The sequence below is a fragment of the Ensifer sp. R-19 genome (assembly GCF_049905105.1).
In the GTDB taxonomy this organism is placed as follows: domain Bacteria; phylum Pseudomonadota; class Alphaproteobacteria; order Rhizobiales; family Rhizobiaceae; genus Ensifer.
This window is the reverse complement of sequence record NZ_CP184570.1, coordinates 483,170-508,427: the sequence shown is the minus strand read 5'-3', so window position 1 is coordinate 508,427 and position 25,258 is coordinate 483,170. Positions and strand designations below refer to the sequence as shown.

At 62.6% G+C, this 25,258-nt stretch carries 16 protein-coding genes; 8 read left to right on the top strand and 8 right to left on the bottom strand.

Translation table 11 applies throughout. The features are described from left to right. Window positions 1-9 precede the first annotated feature (9 nt). Window positions 10-1,536, bottom strand: a complete 1,527-nt coding sequence (locus tag ACN9MO_RS21605; protein ID WP_113737696.1) for a sugar ABC transporter ATP-binding protein — start codon at window positions 1,534-1,536, stop codon at window positions 10-12. A gap of 163 nt (window positions 1,537-1,699) precedes the next feature. On the opposite strand from ACN9MO_RS21605, the gene ACN9MO_RS21600 reads away from it, so the two are divergent. After that, window positions 1,700-2,722 (top strand): LacI family DNA-binding transcriptional regulator, encoded by a 1,023-nt coding sequence (locus ACN9MO_RS21600; RefSeq protein WP_058324310.1) that lies wholly within the window; start codon window positions 1,700-1,702, stop codon window positions 2,720-2,722. A gap of 54 nt (window positions 2,723-2,776) precedes the next feature. Here ACN9MO_RS21600 and ACN9MO_RS21595 read toward each other — a convergent pair whose 3' ends face one another. Further along, window positions 2,777-3,697, bottom strand: coding sequence for a LysR family transcriptional regulator (locus tag ACN9MO_RS21595; RefSeq protein WP_057249653.1), 921 nt, complete (start codon window positions 3,695-3,697; stop codon window positions 2,777-2,779). A gap of 179 nt (window positions 3,698-3,876) precedes the next feature. Here ACN9MO_RS21595 and uraD point away from each other — a divergent pair, with 179 nt between their 5' ends. Both uraD and ACN9MO_RS21585 read left to right on the top strand, forming a co-directional pair. Next, window positions 3,877-4,413 carry a 2-oxo-4-hydroxy-4-carboxy-5-ureidoimidazoline decarboxylase gene (gene uraD / locus ACN9MO_RS21590; RefSeq protein ID WP_057249651.1) on the top strand — a complete coding sequence of 179 codons (537 nt, stop codon included), beginning with the start codon at window positions 3,877-3,879 and terminating at the stop codon, window positions 4,411-4,413. A 43-nt stretch (window positions 4,414-4,456) separates the two neighbouring features. Next, on the top strand, window positions 4,457-5,800 hold the full coding sequence (locus ACN9MO_RS21585; protein WP_057249649.1) for an MFS transporter: 1,344 nt from the start codon (window positions 4,457-4,459) through the stop codon (window positions 5,798-5,800). Window positions 5,801-5,998: 198 nt separating this feature from the next. Here the strand turns inward: ACN9MO_RS21585 and ACN9MO_RS21580 are convergent, their stop codons facing one another. Further along, window positions 5,999-6,172 (bottom strand): hypothetical protein, encoded by a 174-nt coding sequence (locus ACN9MO_RS21580; RefSeq protein ID WP_425988310.1) that lies wholly within the window; start codon window positions 6,170-6,172, stop codon window positions 5,999-6,001. Between ACN9MO_RS21580 and ACN9MO_RS21575 the strand changes: the two genes are divergently transcribed. From ACN9MO_RS21575 to ACN9MO_RS21560, 4 genes are read left to right on the top strand one after another with little or no spacing between them, the layout of a single operon-like run. Then, window positions 6,104-6,595, top strand: a complete 492-nt coding sequence (locus ACN9MO_RS21575; protein WP_425988177.1) for a sigma-70 family RNA polymerase sigma factor — start codon at window positions 6,104-6,106, stop codon at window positions 6,593-6,595. The two genes, ACN9MO_RS21580 and ACN9MO_RS21575, sit on opposite strands and share 69 nt — an antisense overlap. Further along, entirely contained in the window at window positions 6,588-7,349 is a 762-nt protein-coding gene (locus tag ACN9MO_RS21570) for an anti-sigma factor family protein (RefSeq protein ID WP_057249645.1), read from the top strand. Before ACN9MO_RS21575 ends, ACN9MO_RS21570 begins: the two co-directional genes overlap by 8 nt. 10 nt (window positions 7,350-7,359) lie before the next feature. Continuing rightward, complete coding sequence (locus tag ACN9MO_RS21565; RefSeq protein ID WP_057249643.1) at window positions 7,360-8,076, top strand: Bax inhibitor-1/YccA family protein; 717 nt, start codon at window positions 7,360-7,362, stop codon at window positions 8,074-8,076. 28 nt (window positions 8,077-8,104) lie between these two features. Then, entirely contained in the window at window positions 8,105-8,671 is a 567-nt protein-coding gene (locus tag ACN9MO_RS21560; protein WP_057249641.1) for a DUF2076 domain-containing protein, read from the top strand. Window positions 8,672-9,096: 425 nt separating this feature from the next. Here the strand turns inward: ACN9MO_RS21560 and ACN9MO_RS21555 are convergent, their stop codons facing one another. The 3 genes from ACN9MO_RS21555 to ACN9MO_RS21545 form a co-directional block, all read right to left on the bottom strand. Further along, a complete protein-coding gene (locus tag ACN9MO_RS21555; protein ID WP_162771015.1) occupies window positions 9,097-10,305 on the bottom strand; it encodes an ABC transporter substrate-binding protein in 1,209 nt (402 codons plus the stop codon). Between the two features lie 19 nt (window positions 10,306-10,324). Beyond that, window positions 10,325-10,690, bottom strand: a complete 366-nt coding sequence (locus ACN9MO_RS21550; RefSeq protein WP_057249636.1) for a hypothetical protein — start codon at window positions 10,688-10,690, stop codon at window positions 10,325-10,327. Window positions 10,691-10,766: 76 nt separating this feature from the next. Further along, window positions 10,767-21,839 carry a type I secretion C-terminal target domain-containing protein gene (locus ACN9MO_RS21545; protein ID WP_425987702.1) on the bottom strand — a complete coding sequence of 3,691 codons (11,073 nt, stop codon included), beginning with the start codon at window positions 21,837-21,839 and terminating at the stop codon, window positions 10,767-10,769. A gap of 513 nt (window positions 21,840-22,352) precedes the next feature. Between ACN9MO_RS21545 and ACN9MO_RS21540 the strand changes: the two genes are divergently transcribed. Continuing rightward, window positions 22,353-23,279 (top strand): transglutaminase-like cysteine peptidase, encoded by a 927-nt coding sequence (locus ACN9MO_RS21540; RefSeq protein ID WP_244495581.1) that lies wholly within the window; start codon window positions 22,353-22,355, stop codon window positions 23,277-23,279. A gap of 85 nt (window positions 23,280-23,364) precedes the next feature. Here ACN9MO_RS21540 and ACN9MO_RS21535 read toward each other — a convergent pair whose 3' ends face one another. Next, entirely contained in the window at window positions 23,365-23,973 is a 609-nt protein-coding gene (locus tag ACN9MO_RS21535) for a ribbon-helix-helix domain-containing protein (protein WP_113737202.1), read from the bottom strand. 3 nt (window positions 23,974-23,976) lie between these two features. Further along, window positions 23,977-25,257, bottom strand: a complete 1,281-nt coding sequence (locus ACN9MO_RS21530) for an HlyD family type I secretion periplasmic adaptor subunit (RefSeq protein WP_057249622.1) — start codon at window positions 25,255-25,257, stop codon at window positions 23,977-23,979. Window position 25,258: the final 1 nt, after the last annotated feature.

Below are 25,258 nucleotides of genomic sequence, written 5' to 3'. Positions count from 1 at the left end.
GCGGCCGCCTCAGGCCGCCGTCTTCCTCTTCAATCCTGCGGCGTAGCGCATGATCTCCTGCTCGGAGATCTCGTCCCCCTCGAGAATGCCGGCGATATGGCCTTCGCGCATGACCACCACGCGACTGCATAGGCCTATGACCTCGGGCATCTCCGATGAGACGACAATGATCGAGCGACCGTCCCGGGCGAGCGCCGAGATGAAGTGGTAGATCTGCTGCTTGGTGCCGACGTCGATGCCGCGGGTCGGCTCGTCGATGATGATGATACCAGGGTCGGTTTCCATTACCTTGGCGAGAAGCAGCTTCTGTTGGTTGCCACCGGACATGCGTCCGGCGACAATCTTGTCATCCCTGACGCGGATGTCGAAGCGGCGGCGCGCCTTGACCAGAGCCGCCTCCTCGCTTCCCGGATCGAGATAGCCGAGGCGGCTATGGCGACCGAGCGACTGCAGCGTCAGGTTCGCCATCATCCCGGCATTGAGCAACAGCCCCTTGGCTTTCCGGTCCTTGGTCATGTATGCGAGACCGGCCTTGTTGACCGCGTGCACGTCACCGGATGAAACCGGCTGGCCACGAACGAGAACCTCGCCGGACACACGCGGGCGCAATCCGACGATCGCCTCCATCAACTCCGTCCGACCCGAACCGATCATCCCGGAAAAACCGAGGATTTCGCCGCGGCGGACCTCGAAGCTTGCGTCCCTAACGTAGCCTGTTGAGACCGAACTGACGCGCAGCACGACCTCCTCGTCGAAGTCGGGTTCGCTTTTGGCGGGATAGAGGCTCGAAAGCTCACGGCCAACCATCAACTGGGCGATCGCCTCGCCGTCGAGGATGGAGGTCGGCGATGTCTTGATCCATTGGCCGTCGCGCAACACCGTCACGCGATCGGTGAGTTCCATGACCTCGTCGAGCTTGTGCGACACGAAGACGAAACTCGTTCCCTTGCCGCGCAGCTTGCGCACCAAGCGGAACAGAAAGTTCGTTTCTTCGCGAGAAAGGACGGCGGTCGGCTCGTCCATGAAGACGACACGCGCGTCACGGCTGATAGCCTTGGCAATCTCCACCATCTGCTTTTCGGCGATCGACAGCGAGCCGATCATCGCGTTCTCGTCGACATGGGAGCCGAGGAGATCGAGAACGCGGCGCGTTTCCGCGCGCATGAACTTGCGGTCGAGCACGCCGAAGCTGGTCACTTCGCGGCCGAGAAACAGGCTCTCGGTGACGGTGAGATGTTCGGCCAGATTGAATTCCTGATGGATGATGACGATTCCGAGCGCTTCGGCCGCACCGTTTGCTGGGAGCTTCACCGACTGGCCGTCGAGCAGGATCTCGCCCGAGGTCGGTTGCTCGAAGCCGGACAATATCTTGACGAGCGTGGATTTGCCGGCGCCGTTCTCGCCCATCAGCGCGTGAATCTCGCCCTGGCGCAGCTCGAAATCGACGCTGAAAAGCACCTGCACGCCGCTGAAGGATTTACTGATGCGGCGCGCAGACAGCACGACGGGAGCCCCGTCGACAACCTCCGTGGTCATATTCCCCTCCCTGCGGCCTCCACCGCTTTTTCAATGATGTAAACCTTTACACTGCGCGATGTAAAGGTTTACATCTTGCTTGTAAGACAATTTTTTCGGCCTGCGCGTTTGACCGTCAGGCAAGTCTGTGTAGTGTCTCGCAACAAAGCCCGAGGCCAAGCGAGTGTCCGATTCCACCCCCGCAACCATCGAAGATGTCGCACGGATCGCCGAAGTGTCGATCGCGACAGTTTCGCGGGCCATTCACATGCCCGAGAAGGTTGCCAAGTCCACGCGGCTGAAGGTCAACCAGGCCATCGCGCTGACGGGCTACACCACCAATGCGATGGCGCGCAGCCTTAGGCTGGGGCGCTCGAACATGATACTCGTGGTCGCGCCCGATATCGGCGATCCGAACTTCTCCAGCATTCTGGTTGGCCTTGAAAATGAAGCGCGTGCCCATGGCTACGGCGTGCTGATCGGGCATACCCAGAATGATGCCCAACGCGGGTTGGAATATCTGAAATTCTTCAACTCGAACCAGGCGGCCGGCCTGATCCTGTTTACCGGCATTCTTCCTTTCGGCCATCAGGAGGTGACGCCGCGCCTGCCGCCGACCGTCGGTGTTTTCGAGCCCGTCTTCAACGGAGGCATTCCCTATGTCGGCGTCGACGACGTCGAGGGCGCGCGCAAGGCCGTTGATCTTCTCATTTCCGAAGGGCATCGGCGGATCGCATTCATCGGAGACTCCCATACGCGCCTTGCCTATGGCCGTCGTCGGTCGGGGTACGAGGCCGGACTTGCCGCGGCCGGCATCCCCCCGAACCGCCGCCTTATCCTCGAAGGCGACGGAACGGTGGAAAGCGGCAGGCTGGCGCTGGAGCAGCTCTTCATGCGCGACGACCTTCCGACCGCCTTCATGTGTGTCAACGATCAGACTGCTCTTGGTGTCGCGCTTGGCCTCAAAGCGCGCGGCTATGAGATACCGGATCAGTTTTCGGTCACCGGCTTCGATGACGTCCCGCAAGCCAGTTTCATGACCCCTTCCCTGACCACGATCCGCCAACCACGGACCGCGATCGGCAAGCACGCGATGGCACTGCTTCTAGAGATGCTTTCGGACCGCACCCCTTCAGAAACGGAGATCCTGCTGAGGCCCGACCTGGTGGTCCGCAACTCTGTTGGGCCGCCGCCGACACGGCGATGAAGGATTGGGCGCGACTGTCCGGTTACTCCGAGAGCAGCCACTTCGTTCCGAAATCTAGCTGATGATCCTGTTGCGCGCTTGCATGATGATCTCGCGCAGCCACCGGTGCATCGGCGAATGATGCGAGCGGTCATGCCATAGCATGTGGAAGACCATCTGCGGGAACTCGATCGGCGGCTGGCGCACGACGAGAGGCAGAAGCCCCGCAAAGTAGCTGGCAAAATGACGGCTGGTCGAGAAGATCAGGTCCGACTGCAGCAAGAGGTACGGTGCGGTCGTAAAATAGGAAAGCGCCACGGTGCGCGCCCGGCTGACCCGAAGGCTTGACAAGTGGGTTTCGACGACACCGCGATGGGCCATCGAATAGGCCACCGGCACGATATGGGCCGCCGCCAGGTAATCGGCTTCGCTGAATTCGCCCTGCGCTAGAGAATGGCTATCCCGCATCAGGCAAACGATGTCGTCCTGCAGGAGGATCGAGCGCTTGAGATAGGCGGGCGGAGACGGCCAGTTGCCGATGACGACATCGACGTCACCCCGGGCAAGCGCTCCCTCGAAGTCGAAGTCGGGACCGAGCGCCCGGATCACGAGGCTCGCATTCGGCGCCTTGCGCCTGATCTGATCGACAATTTCCGACAGGAACACCGGCGCCATGTAGTCCGGCGAGGCGATCGTGAAGCTGTGATTGCTTGATGGGGCGTCAAACGGCGCCGTGGCGTCGACCAAGCCGGTGAGATCGGCCAACAGGGCCTGAGCGCGTGGCAAAATCGCCAGAGCGCGCTCCGTCGGAACCATTCCGTCACGGCCGCGCACAAGCAGTTGGTCGGAAAAGATCTCGCGCAGCTTGCCAAGCGCCAGGCTGACCGCCGGTTGGGATTGCTCCAGCTTGACAGCGGCACGCGTCACACTGCCCTCGGCCATAAGCGCGCAGAACACCTTTAGGAGATGTGCGTCAACGGTATCTTCTTTCGACATCTGATTTTCAGAATAGCCAACAAAATCCGGCAGGGCGAGCCGGCCAATAGGTCAACACCACCTTTTATTCGTCTGGCTAATAATGGGTATTTGCCTGCCCGCGTTGACCAAATCGCCCCCACCGAGCACCGTTTGCATAGGAAACGCCCCGATGCGGCGGCTCAACTTCAGGGCAAGTCATGCTTGATATCGACGCGATCAACCAAATGGACTGCGACGCCTTCGTCGCCTACCTCGGTCCTGTCTTCGAGAATTCGCCTTGGGTCGCGCAGCGCAGCTGGCAGAAGCGGCCGTTCGCCGACGTCGAGGCATTGCATGGTGCGATGTTCGGCCAGATCCTGGCCCGTGACACGGCGTCCAAGGTCGAATTCCTGGGCGCGCATCCGGACCTTGCCGGCAAGGAGGCCAAGCAAGGCCGGATGACCGCGGAATCGACCGTCGAACAGGGAACGGCCGGGCTCGACAGCCTGGCGGGCCACGAGATGGCGCTGATCGACGATCTGAACCGCCGCTATCGCGCCCGGCACGGCTTTCCCTTCATCGTTTGCGTTCGCCACTACACCAAGGCCGGCATCTTTGCCGAGTTCAAGCATCGCATCGGACGGGAGACCGACGCCGAGCTTGCGGAAGCACTGCGGCAGATCGCCAACATCAGCCGCTATCGACTGGGCGCCCTCGTAAAAGAGGCGCAGGAGGTTATCACGCCGGCCGCATAGCGGCTGGTATCCTGAAATGGACTTATACGGGAGGTAGTCCACAATGGCATCGGCAGCACATGCGGGGAACAGAGGCGGCTCACCCGCCGCGAACCCCGAAAATCTCGAGTCGGTCTACCGCAAGGTGACATGGCGGCTCCTTCCCTTTCTGATGTTCCTGTGGATCCTGGCATGGATCGACCGGGTGAATGTCGGTTTCGCGAAGCTCACCATGCTGCAGGACCTGCAGTTCAGCGAAACCGTTTACGGTCTCGGTGCCGGCATCTTCTTCCTCGGCTATTTCTTCTTCGAGGTGCCGAGCAACATGTGGCTTGAACGGATCGGCGCCCGCGCCACGATCGCCCGCATCACCATCGGCTGGGGTATCATCTGCGTGCTGATGATGTTCGTCACCCAGCCCTGGCAGTTCTATACGCTGCGGTTCCTGCTCGGCGTGTTCGAGGCCGGCTTCTATCCCGGCATCATCCTCTACCTGACCTATTGGTATCCATCGCTGCGTCGCGCCAGGGCCTTCGGCCTCTTCATGTCGGCCTCGGCTCTTGCCGGCGTCATCGGCGGCCCGCTGGCAGGCACGATCATGACGCAGCTCGGCGGCGCCAACGGCTGGGCCGGCTGGCAATGGGTGTTCCTGCTCGAAGGCATCCCGTCGATATTCGCCGGCATCGCCACCATCTTCTATCTGACCGACAAGCCTGAAAAGGCGCATTGGCTGACCTCGGAGGAAAAGGCCCTGCTCATCCAGGACATCGAGCAGGACAAGAAGGCTCTCGGCCATCGTGAGCACAGCGTGCTCAAGGCGCTGAAGAACCCGACCGTATGGAAATTCATCGCCATCTATTTCTGCATCATCATGGCGAACTCGACGCTGACTTTCTTCGGCCCCTCCGTGGTACGCGAAATCGGCTTCTCCAGCCCTGCAACGGTCGGCTGGATCATGGCAGCCATCTATCTCGGCGGTGCGGCGGGCATGATCCTGAACGGCATTCATTCCGATCGTACTTCGGAGGTGCGCTACCACTGCGCCTTTGCAGCACTCGCAGGTGCCACCGGCCTGATGGCCCTGGGTTTTGTCCTGCCGGCCAGCGCTGCCCTGTCGCTCGCTGCCCTGGCGCTTGCGATCGTCGGCACCATGTCCGCAATCCCGGTCTTCTGGCAGATGCCGAACCATTGCCTGGCGGGTTCGGCTGCGGCGGTCGGTATCGCGCTCATCAACTCGGTGGCGAACCTCGCCGGCTTCGGCGCCCCCTACCTCATGGGCTACCTGAAGGACACGACCGGCGTCATGACCCACGGGCTGTGGCTGGTGGCTGCCGTCGAGGCGTTGACCTTCGTGCTGATCGTCGGTTTCGTCAGCAAGGTCAGCCGGCAAACGCAGCAGCCTGCGTAGAACAAATCCGACAAGACCTCGCGCGTTGCGGGTTCTGACCGGACGAGAAATTGTATCGGATCATCGTGGCTTTGCTCGATGGTCCGATATTGCATCTGCGGCGTGCACAGCGCGTGAGAGGCCGACACGGCCAAGGATTTCGGCAGGCCCAATCTGCCTGCGGCCGGCAGGTCCGGTGCCCGGTCTCGACGGTAATTCTCAGATTTTTTCATATTTTTTTCTGCGCAGTGGATGAGAAACCGCGCTCGCTCCGTATATGCGGGTATGGATTCGAAGAAAGGCGCCTTTGATATTATTGGGCAGTTGGCTGCGCTGCGGCGCTATGCCCGCTCGCTTGCGCGCAATTCGCCGGACGCCGAGGATCTCGTTCATGACGCTCTCCTGAGAGCCTACGAACGACGCTCGACTTTCCGGTCTGGAGCGAACCTTAGAAACTGGCTTTTCGCGATCGTTCGCAACACGCATATCGACCGCTTGCGATCCACGATCTCTCGTGGCCAGCGTGACGACCAGACGGCGCAGGAAGCCGGATCGTCTTACCCCGCCCACCAGGAGCACAGCGTGCGGCTGGCTCAGGTCCGCGAAGCGTTCATGCTGCTTCCGCAGGAGCAGCGCGAGGCCTTGCATCTCGTTGCCGTCGAGGACCTCTCCTATCAAGAGGCTGCCGACATACTCGACATTCCCGTCGGGACTTTGATGTCGCGCGTCTCCCGCGCAAGGGCGAGCCTGAGAGACTTCGAAAACGGAACGAAAAAGCCCAACCACCTGAGGCTTGTCGGAGGCGATAATGACTGACGTCGACACGATTATCGATACCGATCTCGATGCCTATGTGGACAATCAACTCGATGCGGCCGGTCGGCTTCGGGTTGAGACCTGGCTTGCCAGGAATCCTGATGCGGCCGCCCGTGTCATGGCCGATCTCGGAATGCGGACCACGCTCAAGCTGGCGATGACATCGGATGTCGTTGCCGGACGCCCCGAGACGCGCGAGGCGGCTCGCCGCCTTTCCTCGGGACTGGCGAATGCGCGCGTGTGGAACGCCCTGCAGAAGGTGGCGGCGGTCGGCTTGATGATTTCGGTAGGGTGGATTGCCCATTCGTCCGTCGGTCCGAGCGAAGTCAATGCCTCGGCCCATCCGCCGGCTTTCGTGGAATACGCTATCCGCGCGCATCAGACTTCGCTCGTCAGGGCGGGAATGCCGTCACAGCCGGAAGTGCAAACCTACGACCGGGACGACATTCGTGCCGCGACCGCCATCGTCATGCCGGAGCTTCCGAAGGACTGGAACGTCGTCGACGTCCAGGTATTCCCCTCGGATTTCGGGCCTAGCGTCGAGACGAGCGTCAAGACCGATGCAGGCACACTCATATCACTCTTCGCCGGCAGGCCGGGGCACTTCGCGGTCGAGCCCGTGAAGGACCTCAATCTTTCCAACGCCGAGGCTGCCTGGTGGCAGGTCGGCGAGGTCGCCTATGCCGTCGTCTCAACCACGCCGGGCATCGGCCTCAGCGATGAGGCCGAGCTTCTCAAGAACTCACTTTACTGAGGAAACCTTCATGCATTCGAACCAGAACCGCTTCGGCGGCATGAGCCAAGCTTCTGCCGCGGCCCTCGACGAAGGCCTTCGCCAGCACATGCAGCGCGTTTACAACTATATGGGCCTCGGCCTTGTCGTGACGGGACTTGTGGCCTTCATCGTCGGCACCACGCCGGCACTTTACGTGCCGATCTTCTCCACGCCGCTGAAATGGGTGGTGATGCTGGCTCCGCTCGCCTTCGTCTTCTTCTTCTCCTTCAAGATGCATTCGATGTCGGCGTCGTCAGCGCAGATGACCTTCTGGGCCTTCTGCGCCGTCATGGGTCTATCGCTGGCCTCCATCTTCCTGGTCTTCACCGGAGCCAGCATCGCCCGCACCTTCTTCATCGCCGCCACCATGTTCGGTGCGACGAGCCTCTACGGCTATGTAACGAAACGCGACCTGGCGAAATTCGGCTCGTTCCTGATCATGGGCCTGATCGGCGTGATGATCGCCTCGATCGTCAACATCTTCCTTGGTTCGAGCGCTCTTCAGTTTGCCGTCTCGGTGATCGGTATCGTCGTCTTCGTCGGCCTGACTGCCTGGGACACGCAGAACATCAAGGAACAGTATGCCGACAATTTCGACCAGGAATCCCAGCAGAAGCTCGCGGTTTTCGGTGCCCTGTCGCTCTATCTGAACTTCGTCAACATCTTCCAGCTGCTGCTCAACTTCACAGGTCAGCGTGAAGAGTAATACCCGCAGATAGCAAGGAACATATCTCATGGATCGCAACGACCAGCAGGCCATTGACGGCCTGTTCTCTAAGCTCGCCCATGTCGAGCGCCAGTCTGGCCCGCGCGACGCTCAATCCGACCGCTTCATCCAGGAACGGATCAGCGCGCAGCCGGGTGCACCCTATTACATGGCACAGACCATCGTCGTGCAGGAGCAGGCGCTGGAGGCGGCTCAACGCCGCATCGAGGAACTGGAGGCGCAGACCGCGCAGAGCCAACAGCGCGGCGGCTTCTTCTCCTCGATGTTCGGCAGCAACGCCGCCCCTCAGCGCCAGGCGCCGAAACAGCCCGGATATGGCCGTGCCGCACCCAGCTCGCCATGGGGCAACCAGAACCAGGCCTACGGCCAGCCGATGCAACAGCGTGCCGGCAGCGGCTTCCTCGCCGGCGCAGCGCAGACCGCAATGGGCGTCGCCGGCGGCGTTCTGCTCGGCAACGCGATCGCAGGCATGTTCGGCGGAATCGAGACTCAGGCTGCTCAGCCCAGCGCCACGGCTGCGGAGCCGGAAGAGCCTGCGGACGATATGGATTTCGGCGGCGACGAAGACATTTGACGCCGCTTTCGGCTTCCGGGGACCATCCCCCTCCCCCGGAAGCCGGCCCACTCAGAGACAACCTTTTCTCATGACCCCACCTGCGCCCAAGCTACAGCCTACCCCCTGTCCGGTTCCGATGACCCTCCATCTTCCCGGATGTGGAGAATGCGCAGATCTCGGCTTGCTGTCTGCCTAACTTTCCCTGAGATGGCCGCAACATCGATAAGGTCACGATCAGGGCGCTACACATGGTTACTTGAGCATGGCAACCTGCCGATGTTCAGCAACGGTCAACGCTGCCCTTCGTCCGGGAATGCCGAAGAGTAACGCCGGCGTCGCCCGGGGGCCGCTCGCAGCGTTGCTTCGAGATGAGAGGCTCGGCAAGCCTGTGGATGATCGCGCCCGTGGGCCGGCAAGCGGAGCTTGAGGCCAGCGCTTGCGCTTCAGAACGATCGCGGCGCTGGATCCATTAGTTTCACGCTGCCGGAGGTGACCTGGTAGATCGCGCAGGTTCGCTCGACGGAACCACTCTTTTCGAAGCGGAAGGCTGCGGCCGCGCCGATGAAGCCGTTTGGAGACCGAAGGCTCTCCTGCGTGATGGCGGTTTCGCCCTGGCTGCGCACCAGGCCGGCGGCAAGCGCGATCACGTCGAAGCCATAGGCCGCATCCGTGCCTGCGGCCCGCTCGTATCGATCGAGATAGCGCGAGGTCATCCGGGAACCATTTTCAGGACCAAACAGACAGAGATGGCTGCCCGCGAGCTCGGGGCGCTTGTAAGCGGCATTTGCCCAGCCAGAACTTCCGACGACCATCGCGTTCGGTTTCAGATAGCCGTTGGCCTTCAGTTGCGACAGAGCGCCGACATCCGGATCTCCCGATCCGACCAGGAGCACGCCATCGGTGTCTTTCAATGTGGTCTTGGAGGCCGCGTCGCCGGTGAATGCCGTGGTCCCCGTCACGGCGACGAGCGCCGGTTTGATGCCATAGCCGCCAAGTCCGCGATCGAGCCTTTGCCGCTCGGCGGCGGAGACGTCGCCCGGCAAGAGCACGACGAGCCGCTTGCGCCCGGACGCCACCGCATAGGACGCGCCCTCGACGGCGCTGTCGATGCGGTCGGACACGAAAGCGAAAGTGCCGGCCGGCCGCTCGGCGCCGTTGCCCCGCAGTACCAAGAGCGGCGCACGGGAAGAGCCGAGACCCTGGCGCACGGTGCTGACAGGCACGTCGGCGACCGACAGCGCGACGAGCGCGACGTTCTGGCTGGCAAGCCGCTTCGCCGCCTCTTGAATCTGCTGTGGCGAACCGTCGGTATTTTCGACTAGCACCGAGAGCTGGCCGCCACCCACCTCGTCGATGGCGAGCGACGCGCCGTCCCGGATATCGCGTTCGCGTACCGTTTCGCCTGACGGCGCCATCAACGCCGTGATGAGCGCGATCCGCGTTGCGCCCCCGCCGAAGGTTTCCTGCGGCTTTACCGCATGTTCGGCCGCGCGCCGCGCATGCCTCGCCTGCGGCGATTCCACGTCGAGAACGTCCTGGGGCGTGGGGGCGCCCTGACAGCCCGCAAGCGTACCGAGTGCGAGGACACCAAGGGCTAGCCACTGCCGACAGGACGACAGCCGCCTTGTCGGTGAAACGACAGCATCGGACATGACGATCAATCCGCCTGTCTCAATTCATGAAATTCCGCATCTTGGAATAGAAGCAATCGCACTTGGCGATGTAGTCCTCGTCGCGCCAGTTGGACTGCAGGTAGCCATAGGCCTTGCCGCAGGCAACCTTGGTCTCGGACGCCCAGACGAAAGTAGGCCGCGTCGAGGAGATCCAGTGCGGATCGTCGGCGACCGCGATTGCCTCGTCCATGCGCGACACGACCTCCTTGGTCAATGTCGCGACATCCTGGTCAACGGTGAGCGAGGATTGGCTGGCTTCAGCGCACTGCCGCGCGGCTGGCGCGTAGTCGACGATGAGATCGGCCGCGAAACCTGAAACGGGCATAAGAGCGACCATCGCCCCCACCAGCATGCTTCTGATCATGAAAAGATTCCCCCTGGAAAATGCGGTCCCCGGATGATTACCGAGAACCGCCGTACTGTCGAGATCGACGTAGCGTTTATGAAACGTCCTGTGTCTTCGGCGCACCGTTTTCGGTGAACAGGATCTTCACCACCTCGGTCGAAACCTGGAAGTCTTCCAGCACCGCGACCGTGTGCCAGGCGGAAGCATTGCCAGCGCTGCCATCAGTATCGACCTGTAGATTGGCGTTCAGTCCGTCCTGGACCACCTGGACGAAGTTGCCGTCGAGGTTCGTTCCCGTGGGCAGATTGCCAAGCAGAGCCGTCAGATCGACTGTATCGCCTTCGGCGTAGTTGTAGTCGGTGATGACGTCATCAATGCCGGGGAGTAAGGAGTCTGCGTCGATCACGAACGTGTCAACTCCTGCGTCACCGCTAATATGGTCGGAGCCGGTCCCACCATAAAGGATGTCATCGCCCCCATTACCATAAAGAAAATCGGTTCCGGCATTCCCATCGAGCGCGTTGTCAGATGAATTCCCGTTAAGTGTGTCGTCTAAATCCGAACCGATAATGTGCGGATTTGGTGACGTAGCGGTTGCAGTTTGCCCACTAGCAGCAAGCGAATAGTCTTGAATGCCCTGCCCCGCCGCCGTGAGTGTGACGTCTATGCTACTCGACGCCCTATCCCCGTCACCATCGACGACTTCGATCGGCACGTCAAAGGAGACTGGCTTGGTGGTTGGTACGGCAGCGCCGAATTGACCAAGTTTGAAGGGGTCCCCCGCAGCCCAAGTATATTCGACGCTATTGTAGCCGTTCGCAGTAAAGATACCAATCTGTGTTGACTGGCTATTGTCTCCGTACACGTTCCCGACGCTGACCGAACCGTCGAGATTTTCGCTAACCGTGAACGTGTGTCCGCCGACGGTGATCGTGTAGGTCTGCTGGAGTGCGGGTGTCAGGTCAACGATTTGGCTCGAGCCGTTGTAAGCTATGACAACGGCCGTGACAGCATCTTTACTGCCGTTACCTACTATCGTGTCACCGTCCGGGTCGTCAAATGCGGTAATCTTGACCGTGCTGCCATCTGAGATGAAGCTAGCGGTTGACCCGTTGACCGTGTAGTGAGCATCGAAAACATGGTCGCGCTTCAACAGAACATCGTAGTCGCCACCACCAGTGCCGCTTGGATCTCCCCTAAGGTCAGTCACGAAATCAATTCGGAATGTCTCGCCATTACCGACGCTTCCTCCCCCACTGACACCCCCAGAGTTGGCCGAGGTGTTGATGGTACCAGCCGGAAGACCGTTGATCGCGGGCGTGAGCAGCAGATCCGGGCTGTTATTGTCAATTGGATGCGAGACGGTCTCGCCTGCAGCGATGAAACCGGCCCACGGAGCGTTGCCACCAACGAAATCGTAACTGCTGCCACTGAATGAAACATTTGTGGTGCTGTCAACTTTCCCGTTCATGTCGACTGAATAAGTGGCATTGGTGGGATTGAGATTGATAACGAAGATTGAAGTCGCACCGGCGAAGCCCGTGAGGGTGAGCCCGTCTGGAGAGACGTGATACACAATCGGAACGCCATTAGCCGTTAGGCCGCTAGCTTGGCTTCCAAGTGAACTGGGGAACCGCACAGTACCAGCGCCGTCAGCGCCATAGTTGTTGTTGAGCGTTCCGTCCTGATCCAGTTCAAAGATAACGGGACTTCCTGCCGCATTGGTGACGATCGCGTGGTCGGGTAAGACGGCCAAAGGCGCATCGTCATTGAAGGCGACAGTCAGTGTGCCATTGGCAACCGAGTTGTCTGCGTCGGTGACGGTGTAGCCGAGACCGACCGAGACATTGTCCTCGCCGTTCGGGCCGGCCGTATGCAGCACGTTATCCTTGAGCTCGACCGTATAGGCACCTGTAGCCGCGTTCGTCACGGTGACCGTGAACAGCACGCCGCGCGGGCCCGTTGCCGTCAGCGTGTTGCCGCTCCAGCTGTAGTTTACCGTCTCCTGGCCGACCGTGCCGCTCGTGCCATGCAAACCGGCAAACGAGAAGCCGTTCGTGCCCGCACCGTCACCACCGACAGCGCCACCGAGCGTGCCGGAGAAGATCGCTGCACCGGCAACCGGAGCCGGGTTGGCGCCAGCCAGACCGTCATCGTCGACATTCGCAGACGCCGAGCCGCCCGTCGGCTGGTTGGCATCCGTTACCGAGAAGCCAAAGTTTGCCGTCGACGTATCACCGTCGCTGTCCGTCACCGTGTAAGTACCGTTGACCGGCAGAGATGCTCCGACCGTCGGCGTGTCCGCCTGGAACTCGTAGCTGCCGTCGGCCGTGACCCGGATCGAGCCCGCGCCGACGTCGATCCAGCCGGACCAGCCGGTGACCGCATCGAAAGCACCGACCGGAGCGCCATTGATCTGCGTCAGCGTTGCGCCATCCGCGCCAGCCGCAAAGTCGAACGAGCCACTGATCGTCGTGCCTTCCGGCACAGCCCCGCCGGCTTCATTCGCCGCCGAAGGCACGTCGTCGTTGAAGCTGACGGTCAGTGTGCCGTTGGCAACCGAGTTGTCCGCGTCGGTGACCGTGTAGCCGAGGCCGACCGAGACATTGTCCTCGCCATTCGGACCAGCCGTATGCAGCACGTTATCCTTGAGCTCGACCGTATAGGCACCCGTGGCCGCGTTCGTCACGGTCACCGTGAACAGCACGCCGCGCGGGCCCGTTGCCGTCAGCGTGTTGCCGCTCCAGCTGTAGTTTACCGTCTCCTGTCCGATCGTACCGCTCGTGCCATGCAAACCGGCAAACGAGAAGCCATTCGTGCCCGCACCGTCCACACCGACATTGCCGCCGAGCGTGCCGGAGAAGGTCGCTGCACCGGCAACCGGAGCCGGGTTGGCGCCAGCCAGACCGTCATCGTCGACATTCGCAGACGCCACGCCGCCCGTCGGCGTGTTGGCATCCGTTACCGAGAAGCCAAAGTTTGCCGTCGACGTATCACCGTCGCTGTCCGTCACCGTGTAAGTACCGTTGACCGGCAGAGATGCTCCGACCGTCGGAGCATCCGCCTGGAACTCGTAGCTGCCGTCGGCCTTGACCCGGATCGAGCCCGCGCCGACGTCGATCCAGCCGGACCAGCCGGTGACCGCATCGAAAGCACCGACCGGAGCGCCATTGATCTGCGTCAGCGTTGCGCCATCCGCACCAGATGCAAAGTCGAACGTGCCGCTGATCGTCGTGCCTTCCGGCACAGCCCCGCCGGCTTCATTCGCCGCCGAAGGCACGTCGTCGTTGAAGCTGACGGTCAGTGTGCCGTTGGCAACCGAGTTGTCCGCGTCGGTGACGGTGTAGCCGAGACCGACCGAGACATTGTCCTCGCCATTCGGACCAGCCGTATGCAGCACGTTGTCCTTGAGCTCGACCGTATAGGCACCTGTAGCCGCGTTCGTCACCGTGACCGTGAACAGCACGCCGCGCGGACCCGTTGCCGTCAGCGTGTTGCCGCTCCAGCTGTAGTTCACCGTCTCCTGGCCGACCGTGCCGCTCGTGCCATGCAGACCGGCAAAGGAGAAGCCATTCGTGCCCGCACCGTCCACACCGACATTGCCGCCGAGCGTGCCGGAGAAGGTCGCTGCACCGGCAACCGGAGCCGGGTTGGCGCCAGCCAGACCGTCATCGTCGACATTCGCAGACGCCACGCCGCCCGTCGGCGTGTTGGCATCCGTTACCGAGAAGCCAAAGTTTGCCGTCGACGTATCACCGTCGCCGTCCGTCACCGTGTAAGTACCGTTGACCGGCAGAGATGCTCCGACCGTCGGCGTGTCCGCCTGGAACTCGTAGCTGCCGTCGGCCTTGACCCGGATCGAGCCTGCGCCGACGTCGATCCAGCCGGACCAACCGGTGACCGCATCGAAAGCACCGACCGAGGTGCCGTTGATCTGCGTCAGCGTTGCTCCATCCGCACCAGATGCAAAGTCGAACGAGCCGCTGATCGTCGTGCCTTCCGGCACAGCCCCGCCGGCTTCATTCGCCGCCGAAGGCACGTCGTCGTTGAAGCTGACGGTCAGTGTGCCGTTGGCAACCGAGTTGTCCGCGTCGGTGACCGTGTAGCCGAGGCCGACCGAGACATTGTCCTCGCCATTCGGGCCGGCCGTATGCAGCACGTTGTCCTTGAGCTCGACCGTATAGGCACCTGTAGCCGCGTTCGTCACGGTGACCGTGAACAGCACGCCGCGCGGGCCCGTTGCCGTCAGCGTGTTGCCGCTCCAGCTGTAGTTTACCGTCTCCTGGCCGACCGTGCCGCTCGTGCCATGCAAACCGGCAAACGAGAAGCCGTTCGTGCCCGCACCGTCACCACCGACAGCGCCACCGAGCGTGCCGGAGAAGATCGCTGCACCGGCAACCGGAGCCGGGTTGGCGCCAGCCAGACCGTCATCGTCGACATTCGCAGACGCCGAGCCGCCCGTCGGCTGGTTGGCATCCGTTACCGAGAAGCCAAAGTTTGCCGTCGACGTATCACCGTCGCTGTCCGTCACCGTGTAAGTACCGTTGACCGGCAGAGATGCTCCGACCGTCGGCGTGTCCGCCTGGAACTCGTAGCTGCCGTCGGCCTTGACCCGGATCGAGCCCGCGCCGACGTCGATCCAGCCGGACCAGCCGGTGACCGCATCGAAAGCACCGACCGGAGCGCCATTGATCTGCGTCAGCGTTGCGCCATCCGCACCAGATGCAAAGTCGAACGTGCCGCTGATCGTCGTGCCTTCCGGCACAGCCCCGCCGGCTTCATTCGCCGCCGAAGGCACGTCGTCGTTGAAGCTGACGGTCAGTGTGCCGTTGGCAACCGAGTTGTCCGCGTCGGTGACCGTGTAGCCGAGGCCGACCGAGACATTGTCCTCGCCATTCGGACCAGCCGTATGCAGCACGTTATCCTTGAGCTCGACCGTATAGGCACCCGTGGCCGCGTTCGTCACGGTCACCGTGAACAGCACGCCGCGCGGGCCCGTTGCCGTCAGCGTGTTGCCGCTCCAGCTGTAGTTTACCGTCTCCTGTCCGATCGTACCGCTCGTGCCATGCAAACCGGCAAACGAGAAGCCGTTCGTGCCCGCACCGTCACCACCGACAGCGCCACCGAGCGTGCCGGAGAAGATCGCTGCACCGGCAACCGGAGCCGGGTTGGCGCCAGCCAGACCGTCATCGTCGACATTCGCAGACGCCGAGCCACCGGTCGGCTGGTTGGCATCCGTCACCGAGAAGCCGAAGTTTGCCGTCGACGTGTCGCCGTCACCGTCCGTCACCGTGTAGGTGCCATTGACCGGCAGAGACGCTCCGACCGTCGGAGCATCCGCCTGGAACTCGTAGCTGCCGTCTGCCTTGACCCGGATCGAGCCCGCGCCGACGTCGATCCAGCCGGACCAGCCGGTGACCGCATCGAAAGCACCGACCGGAGCGCCATTGATCTGCGTCAGCGTTGCGCCATCCGCGCCAGCCGCAAAGTCGAACGAGCCACTGATCGTCGTGCCTTCCGGCACAGCCCCGCCGGCTTCATTCGCCGCCGAAGGCACGTCGTCGTTGAAGCTGACGGTCAGTGTGCCGTTGGCAACCGAGTTGTCCGCGTCGGTGACCGTGTAGCCGAGGCCGACCGAGACATTGTCCTCGCCATTCGGACCAGCCGTATGCAGCACGTTGTCCTTGAGCTCGACCGTATAGGCACCTGTAGCCGCGTTCGTCACCGTGACCGTGAACAGCACGCCGCGCGGGCCCGTTGCCGTCAGCGTGTTGCCGCTCCAGCTGTAGTTTACCGTCTCCTGTCCGATCGTACCGCTCGTGCCATGCAAACCGGCAAACGAGAAGCCGTTCGTGCCCGCACCGTCACCACCGACAGCGCCACCGAGCGTGCCGGAGAAGATCGCTGCACCGGCAACCGGAGCCGGGTTGGCGCCAGCCAGACCGTCATCGTCGACATTCGCAGACGCCACGCCACCGGTCGGCTGGTTGGCATCCGTCACCGAGAAGCCGAAGTTTGCCGTCGACGTGTCGCCGTCACCGTCCGTCACCGTGTAGGTGCCATTGACCGGCAGAGACGCTCCGACCGTCGGAGCATCCGCCTGGAACTCGTAGCTGCCGTCGGCCTTGACCCGGATCGAGCCCGCGCCGACGTCGATCCAGCCGGACCAGCCGGTGACCGCATCGAAAGCACCGACCGGAGCGCCATTGATCTGCGTCAGCGTTGCGCCATCCGCACCAGATGCAAAGTCGAACGTGCCGCTGATCGTCGTGCCTTCCGGCACAGCCCCGCCGGCTTCATTCGCCGCCGAAGGCACGTCGTCGTTGAAGCTGACGGTCAGTGTGCCGTTGGCAACCGAGTTGTCCGCGTCGGTGACGGTGTAGCCGAGACCGACCGAGACATTGTCCTCGCCATTCGGACCAGCCGTATGCAGCACGTTGTCCTTGAGCTCGACCGTATAGGCACCTGTAGCCGCGTTCGTCACCGTGACCGTGAACAGCACGCCGCGCGGACCCGTTGCCGTCAGCGTGTTGCCGCTCCAGCTGTAGTTCACCGTCTCCTGGCCGACCGTGCCGCTCGTGCCATGCAGACCGGCAAAGGAGAAGCCATTCGTGCCCGCACCGTCCACACCGACATTGCCGCCGAGCGTGCCGGAGAAGGTCGCTGCACCGGCAACCGGAGCCGGGTTGGCGCCAGCCAGACCGTCATCGTCGACATTCGCAGACGCCACGCCGCCCGTCGGCGTGTTGGCATCCGTTACCGAGAAGCCAAAGTTTGCCGTCGACGTATCACCGTCGCCGTCCGTCACCGTGTAAGTACCGTTGACCGGCAGAGATGCTCCGACCGTCGGCGTGTCCGCCTGGAACTCGTAGCTGCCGTCGGCCTTGACCCGGATCGAGCCTGCGCCGACGTCGATCCAGCCGGACCAACCGGTGACCGCATCGAAAGCACCGACCGAGGTGCCGTTGATCTGCGTCAGCGTTGCTCCATCCGCACCAGATGCAAAGTCGAACGAGCCGCTGATCGTCGTGCCTTCCGGCACAGCCCCGCCGGCTTCATTCGCCGCCGAAGGCACGTCGTCGTTGAAGCTGACGGTCAGTGTGCCGTTGGCAACCGAGTTGTCCGCGTCGGTGACCGTGTAGCCGAGGCCGACCGAGACATTGTCCTCGCCATTCGGACCAGCCGTATGCAGCACGTTATCCTTGAGCTCGACCGTATAGGCACCCGTGGCCGCGTTCGTCACGGTCACCGTGAACAGCACGCCGCGCGGGCCCGTTGCCGTCAGCGTGTTGCCGCTCCAGCTGTAGTTTACCGTCTCCTGTCCGATCGTACCGCTCGTGCCATGCAAACCGGCAAACGAGAAGCCGTTCGTGCCCGCACCGTCACCACCGACAGCGCCACCGAGCATGCCGGAGAAGATCGCTGCAACGGCAACCGGAGCCGGGTTGGCGCCAGCCAGACCGTCATCGTCGACATTCGCAGACGCCACGCCACCGGTCGGCGTGTTGGCATCCGTCACCGAGAAGCCGAAGTTTGCCGTCGACGTGTCGCCGTCGCCGTCCGTCACCGTGTAGGTACCGTTGACCGGCAGAGATGCTCCGACCGTCGGAGCATCCGCCTGGAACTCGTAGCTGCCGTCGGCCTTGACCCGGATCGAGCCTGCACCGACATCGATCCATGCGGACCAACCGGTGACTGCATCGAAAGCACCGACCGAGGTGCCGTTGATCTGTGTCAGCGTTGCGCCATCCGCGCCAGCCGCAAAGTCGAACGAGCCACTGATCGTCGTGCCTTCCGAGACGTTCCCACCGGCTTCGCTCGACGCCAAAGGTACGTCGTCGGAGACGGAGACCGAGACAGTGCCTTCGGCCGTATCGCCATCGGTATCGGCAGCGATCACCTTGACCGAGCCGAGGCTCGCAAGGTCGTCGGCGTTGATGCCGGGGTGGCTGGCATAGTTATCGTTCAGGGTCGCCGTCACCGTCGCGCTGTCGCCGTTGCGCACCAGGTCGAGGGTGACGATCGCAGCACCACCGGCACGGCCGATAATCTGCGTGTCTGAGACGCGATCCCAGGTCAGTGCCCCGGTCAGGCCGCTGGTGTTGCCGAACGCGATCGTCGCGATCGCATCCGAACCGGCCGTAAAGCCGATCGTGCCGCTGCTCGTGTCCGAACCGGCCGGCGTCGAGCCGTCCGCAAGGTTCTGGTCGTCAAGCGTCAGCGAGGCGGAGGCGGCAAGCGGATCGACCGCCGGGCCAGCACCATCCGTCACCGTGATCGTCTGGCTGTCGCTTGTCGTGTCACCGTCGGCATCCGTGGCCGACAGCGAGAAGGTGACATTGACGCCACCAGCATTGTTGAGGTTGCTGGCCGCATCGAACGACCAGGTCTTGTCGGCATTGACCGTCAGCGTGCCTTCGGCAAGCGTGAACACCACCGACTGACCTGCCGTCAGCGCCAGGGTGTGGGTGGTGTTGCCGACCGTGACGTCCACGGTGCTGACACCGTCAGCGCCGGCCGAAAGCGTCCAGTTGCCGGCAAGCGCCTGGCCCTCGACCACGTTGGACGAGGCCGGATCCGTGATGCCGATTACCGGAACGTCGTCGGAGACCGACACGTTCACCGCGCCCTCGGCCGTGTCGCCGTCCGTGTCGGAGGCGATCACCTTGACCGAGCCGAGGCTCGCAAGGTCGTCAGCGTTGATGCCGGGATGGCTGGCGTAGTTGTCGTTCAGCGTCGCCGTCACCGTCGCGCTGTCGCCGTTGCGCACCAGGTCGAGCGTGATGATCGCCACACCGCCGGCGCGGCCGACGATCTGCGTGTCGGAGACGCGATCCCAGGTCAGCGCCCCGGTCAGGCCGCTGGTGTCGCCGAACGCGATCGTCGCGATCGCATCCGAACCGGCCGCAAAGCCGATTGTGCCGGCGCTCGTGTTCGAACCCGGCGTCGAGCCGTCCGCAAGGGTCTGGTCGTCGAGTGTCAGCGATGCGGTTCCCGCCTCCGCTTCGATCGACGGACCACTACCATCGGTGACGGTGATTGTCTGGCTGTCGCTCGTCGTGTCACCGTCGGGGTCCGTGGCCGACAGCGAGAAGGTGACGTTGACGCCACCGGCATTGTTGAGGTTGCTGGCCGCAGCGAACGACCAGGTCTTGTCAGCATTGACCGTCAGTGTGCCTTCGGAAAGCGCGAACACCACCGACTGACCTGCCGTCAGCGCCAGGGTCTGGGTGGTGTTGCCGACCGTGACATTCACGGTGCTGACACCGTCAGCGCCGGCCGCAAGCGTCCAGTTGCCGGCAAGCGCCTGGCCCTCGACCACGTTGGACGAGGCCGGATCCGTGATGCCGATAACCGGAACGTCGTCGGAGACCGACACGTTCACCGTGCCCTCGGCCGTGTCGCCATCCGTGTCGGAGGCGATCACCTTGACCGAGCCGAGGCTCGCAAGGTCGTCGGCGTTGATGCCGGGATGGCTGGCGTAGTTGTCGTTCAGCGTCGCCGTCACCGTGGCGCTGGCGCCGCTGCGCACCAGGTCAAGTGTGACGATCGCCACGCCGCCGGCGCGGCCGATAATCTGCGTGTCGGAGACGCGATCCCAGGTCAGTGCCCCGGTCAGGCCGCTGGTGTCGCCAAACGCGATCGTCGCGATCGCATCCGTACCGGCCGCAAAGCCGATCGTGCCGGCGCTCGTGTTTGAACCCGGCGTCGAGCCGTCCGCAAGGGTCTGGTCGTCGAGCGTCAGCGATGCGGAGGCCGCAAGCGGATCGACCGTCGGGCCAGCACCGTCGGTGATGCTGATCGTCTGGCTGTCGCTCGTCGTGTCACCGTCGGCATCCGCGGCCGACAGCGAGAAGGTGACGTTGACGCCACCGGCATTGTTGAGGTTGCTGGCCGCAGCGAACGACCAGGTCTTGTCGGCATTGACCGTCAGTGTGCCTTCGGCAAGCGCGAACACCACCGACTGACCTGCCGTCAGCGCCAGGGTCTGGGTGGTGTTGCCGACCGTGACATTCACGGTGCTGACACCGTCAGCGCCAGTCGAAAGCGTCCAGTTGCCGGCAAGCGCCTGGCCCTCGACCACGTTGGACGAGGCCGGATCCGTGATGCCGATCGAGGGAACGTCGTCGACGATATCCACGCGCAGCGTCGCCGTACCGATCGCGCCGTCAACGTCGGTGACCCTCAGATTGAAGGTATCCCGGTCCTGCTCGACATTTGCGCCCGGGCCGGAGCCAGTAACGGGGCTCGTCAGTTCATAGGTATACTGCGCCGCGCCAGTGGCGGGGTTGTACGCGGTGATGGTCAGCACGCCGAACAGGCCCACGACCGATTGGCCGACGAGTCCGCCGATTGTGAAAGTCTGGTCGTTGATCGTCAGGCTGGCGACATCGCCCAGGCCGTCCGGATCGGAGATCGTGAAGATGCCATTGACCGAAGCGCTGCCATCGCCTGCGCGCGATCCGCTGGCGAGGCCAGCTTCGTCGACCTGCCGGTCGCTCACGAGGATACCGCTGGGATCGCTGCTGCCGCCATCGGGGATGATCGACGGGTTGTCATTTGGGTCAAGCGTAAAGGGAAGAAGCTCGGTCGCCTCGAGGGTCGGAAATTCCAGGGCGGTCGGCGGCAACAGACCGATAACCGGTCCGGCCTGGCCAATGTCCGCGTTGGCGTCACCAAAACCGCCGCCGCTGCTCTGGTTCGAGACGACGCTGATGCTGCCGTCCGGACCCGCTGCAACGTTGATGCCGTTTTCGCCGAGCACGGCCACCAGGGTTTCGCGCGGGATTTCAGCATCGCCGATGACGAAGGTCGGAACCTTCAATGCGGCGTTGTGAATGGTGATCGTCGAGCCGTCCGGCTGTTCCAAAACGATATCGGTACCGACGACCTTGATTTTCTCGATCGACGCGCCTGCGGGCAGGTGCACCACGTTCGAAGCATCGGCTGTGACCGTCGCGGGCATGGGCGGCGTCTGTGGCGCTGTCTCGGCGCCTTTCACCGGCGCTCCGGTTGCCGGGTCGACGAGCTGGGGTTCTCCCTCAGCTCCCGTCGCCGCCTGCGCCACCAGTCGGTCAGCCTTGCCATCCGGCGCGTTGCGGAACTCGATTGCCTCTGCCTGCGTAGCGGCGGCTTCGTTCGAAATTGTGGTGCCTTCGGTTGCCATAGAAATACCCCTCGACCTTTGCGAGCAAGAAAACACCAAGCTTTTTGGAGCGCAATCGGGGGCTGAGGGATTAGCGAAAAACAGCATAATATATTATGCTAACACCCAAAATTGGTGAGCTTAGTACAAATTTAGTATTTCTGGTCATTGGTCCATAACCATCTTCCGCGCGGGCACGGCGACTCGAAAGAGTGGCCCCGAAATCGTGCTCGGCGACACCTAAGCCCTTCCATTGGTTCGACGTGCAGGCTTATCGCTTAGGGAACCTCAAGAAGAACTGCGAAACAAACGGTCGCGGTTTGCAATCCACGCGACATGCCGCCAATGACGATGTTATTGGTGTGTCTACAAGGTGGGCTGGCGACCTGATCCGAAAGAATACACAAGTATAAAATTTGAATAAAATTTTACACAAAACGTATTGTTCCGAAGCACACTAAATAATACATACCGCTTTACCGGCATTTTTCTTTTCATTCGTACAGTGTCCTCACGAAACCGAGAGACACGGCAATGAACAAGAACAGCTGGATGCACTGCGGAAAATACCTGAAGACTTCGGTGTTCGCGATCGGCCTGGTGTCGCTATCTGCGACATCATCCGTTCAGGCGGGCCAGTCCGGTATGCTCCACGCTGGTCTCTTCCAGCAGCTGCTGAGCATGGCAAGCCCCCTGGCAGCCGTCGCCACGGAGACGATCAACACCTTGTCGAAGCAGGCTTCCGAGGCTCTGAAGAGCCGGCAGGTGCAGAAGGTGGCGGTGACTGCGCGCCCGAGCCTCGGCGGCCAGGCAGCGGCAGAGTCGGAACCCTCCGCCGTGTTCCATTCGGTCGCCTTCCGCGTCTCTTCAATCCCAGTGGCGCGCAAATGGAAGACCGTCTATCCGGCAGTCGTGGCGGCGGACTTCAACGGCTGCGCACAGGAGAGTGGTTGTGCCGCCCGCGGCATTCTCGGCAAGGCGATCGAAAACGCCAACGGTCTTGCATTCCGCCAGAAAATCAGCGGCATCAACCGCACGGTGAACCGGATCGTGCGCTACCAGCCGGACGCGGAGAACTACGGCTCCAAGGACTACTGGGCAAAGCCGGATGAAATTCTTGCCCGCGGCAAGGGTGACTGCGAAGACTATGCCATCCTGAAGATGGCTGCCCTGAAGGCGGCCGGTCTGCCGTCAGAGGCCATGTCGATCGTTGTACTTCGCGATGTCCGGCGCAACCTCTATCACGCGGTGCTCGCAATCACGACGAGCCAGGGCCACTTCATTCTCGACAACCTGAGTGACGAGGTGAAGCTTGACCGCGCGCTTCCGAGCTATCAGGCGCTCTTTTCGGTCAGCGCCGATCGCTCCTGGATCCATGGCATTAAAACGACCGGTGATAAGGTTGCGTCTGCCGCACCTCTCGCGGATGTCATGCCCGGCGAGGGCATTGCGGTTCGCTGAATGTCGGCTCCAACGTCGATGCCTTCCCTAAGCAGGCTATGAATGCCGCCCAGCCGTCATCGCGGCAGGCAGCACTTCCGAGCGCTCAGGCCAGGATGAAGCCGATGATTACATCCTGGTCGGCCAGCGGGGCCAGTGCGGCGTTGAGTTTGCCGCGCGTCACCTGCCCCTGCACGCCGATGGTGAAGCCCGCGGGCTGCGGCTCGCCTGGAGCTGCCTTCAAACGACGGACAAGATCGACGAACTGAACATCGAATGCGAGCCTCAAGCCGCGCGCCGGCTGCGGTTGCTGCGACCGCAGCACCCGCGACTGGACGAAGGAGAGGAACGCGGGGTTGAAGGCGACGATGTTCTTGTTTCCCGTGAGGGCAAAGGCAGGCGTTGGGCTGGCGCGCACCTGACCGGCGACGATCGCCAGATTGCTGCGTTGCCTCGCACCGATAAGCTGGTCGCGCATGTAGCGCGTGGCGACATAGCGCAGTCGCGCCGTCAAATTCCCCTCGCCTTCAAGCTGTCGTTCACAAGCTGCAACGATATCCGCAAGTCTTCGTCCCTGCCGCGCGGCAAGCTCGCCAAGACACTGCCAATAGATTTCCTCGAGCTTGATCCCGCGGCGCTGACCGCCAACGGTGACGACGCGGAACCGCAGCGCGCTCAGGTCCTCATCGGACGGTGGAGGCTGCGTTTCGTTCATTCATCAGCGCTCCCGCAGGGCTTCCTCACGCGCCTTGTTGATCGGCTTCATCAGATAGGCAAGGATCGTCTTCTTGCCCGTCATGATATCGACCGAAGCGATCATGCCCGGCATGATGGCGTATTCCCGCCCGTCCTTCACCAGCGCAGCCGTGTCGGTTTTAACGCGCACGAGATAATAGGTCTCGCCATTGTTCTGGTCGACGAGACTGTCGGCGCTGACGGTTTCGACGATGCCGCCGAGGCCGCCATAAATCGAGAAGTCATAGGCGGAGACCTTGATCAAGGCCGGTTGGCCCGGACGCACGAAGGCGACGTCGCGCGGCGAAAGCCGCGCCTCGACGAGCAGCGTCTCCGACGTCGGCACGACGCCGCCGATCACTGCGCCCGGCGTCACATAGGCACCGACCGTGTTGACATCCAACGTATTGATGATGCCGTCGACCGGGGAACGGATGTCGGTGTTGGCGACCCGGCTGGTCGCCCCGCGGATCGTTTCGTCGATCACGGAAAGCTGCGAGAGGGCCTCCGTTTTTTCGGCCAGGGCCTCCTGCTTCAGTTGCAGGGAGAGTTCGGTGACCTGCAGCGACGCCTCCTCGAGCGCCGCCTCCAGCTTGCCGACCGATTGCTTCCAGAGGGCGAGCTGTCCCCGGGTGTCGGTCAATTCCTTTTCGACCCGCAGCAGCTCCGTTTGAGCGATGAGCTTGCGTTTGGCCATCGGCTCGATAAGTCCCTGTTCCCGTTCCGTGACCTGCAGGCTCTCGGTCAGCCGGGTGATGTTGGCTTGCGCCTCCGCCAGTTCCTTCTGACGCTGGCCCTCGCGCGCCTGCATGACCGACAGCTTGTTATTGAAGTTTCCAGCCTTCGCCTGGAGCAGTTGCTCCTCGTTGGCGCAGATAGCCGGTGCGACCTTGGCGATATTCTCGGGGCAATTGTACTTGGCGTCGTAGGCCCCACTCTCTTCGAGTTCCAGCCGCGCTATCTGCGCGCGTAGCGACCGCGCCTTTGCTTCGAGCTCGCCAAGCGAGGAGCCGCTGGCCGTATCGTCGAGCCGCAGGATCAGATCGCCGCGACGGACGACCTGCCCGAGCTGCACGGCGATCTCGCGCACGATGCCGGGCTCGCTCGACTGGATGATCTGCGTCTTCGAGACGGGAATGACCTTGCCTTCACCACGTGCGATTTCGTCCACTTCGGCAATCGCCGCCCAGGCGACGAAACAACTGATCAGCAGGCCAATGACAAGCAGTCCGGCGCGAGCGGCGAGCGGCGGTTTCTCAGTCATG

Coding starts and splice junctions, on each gene's coding strand:
- ACN9MO_RS21545 (WP_425987702.1), bottom strand. CDS start 21,839: ATGGCAACCGAAGGCACCACAATTTCGAACGAAGCCGCCGCTACGCAG.
- ACN9MO_RS21565 (WP_057249643.1), top strand. CDS start 7,360: ATGCATTCGAACCAGAACCGCTTCGGCGGCATGAGCCAAGCTTCTGCC.
- ACN9MO_RS21550 (WP_057249636.1), bottom strand. CDS start 10,690: ATGATCAGAAGCATGCTGGTGGGGGCGATGGTCGCTCTTATGCCCGTT.
- ACN9MO_RS21585 (WP_057249649.1), top strand. CDS start 4,457: ATGGCATCGGCAGCACATGCGGGGAACAGAGGCGGCTCACCCGCCGCG.
- ACN9MO_RS21555 (WP_162771015.1), bottom strand. CDS start 10,305: ATGTCCGATGCTGTCGTTTCACCGACAAGGCGGCTGTCGTCCTGTCGG.
- ACN9MO_RS21530 (WP_057249622.1), bottom strand. CDS start 25,257: ATGACTGAGAAACCGCCGCTCGCCGCTCGCGCCGGACTGCTTGTCATT.
- ACN9MO_RS21535 (WP_113737202.1), bottom strand. CDS start 23,973: ATGAACGAAACGCAGCCTCCACCGTCCGATGAGGACCTGAGCGCGCTG.
- ACN9MO_RS21580 (WP_425988310.1), bottom strand. CDS start 6,172: ATGAACGAGATCCTCGGCGTCCGGCGAATTGCGCGCAAGCGAGCGGGC.
- ACN9MO_RS21560 (WP_057249641.1), top strand. CDS start 8,105: ATGGATCGCAACGACCAGCAGGCCATTGACGGCCTGTTCTCTAAGCTC.
- ACN9MO_RS21595 (WP_057249653.1), bottom strand. CDS start 3,697: ATGTCGAAAGAAGATACCGTTGACGCACATCTCCTAAAGGTGTTCTGC.
- uraD (WP_057249651.1), top strand. CDS start 3,877: ATGCTTGATATCGACGCGATCAACCAAATGGACTGCGACGCCTTCGTC.
- ACN9MO_RS21605 (WP_113737696.1), bottom strand. CDS start 1,536: ATGACCACGGAGGTTGTCGACGGGGCTCCCGTCGTGCTGTCTGCGCGC.
- ACN9MO_RS21570 (WP_057249645.1), top strand. CDS start 6,588: ATGACTGACGTCGACACGATTATCGATACCGATCTCGATGCCTATGTG.
- ACN9MO_RS21540 (WP_244495581.1), top strand. CDS start 22,353: ATGAACAAGAACAGCTGGATGCACTGCGGAAAATACCTGAAGACTTCG.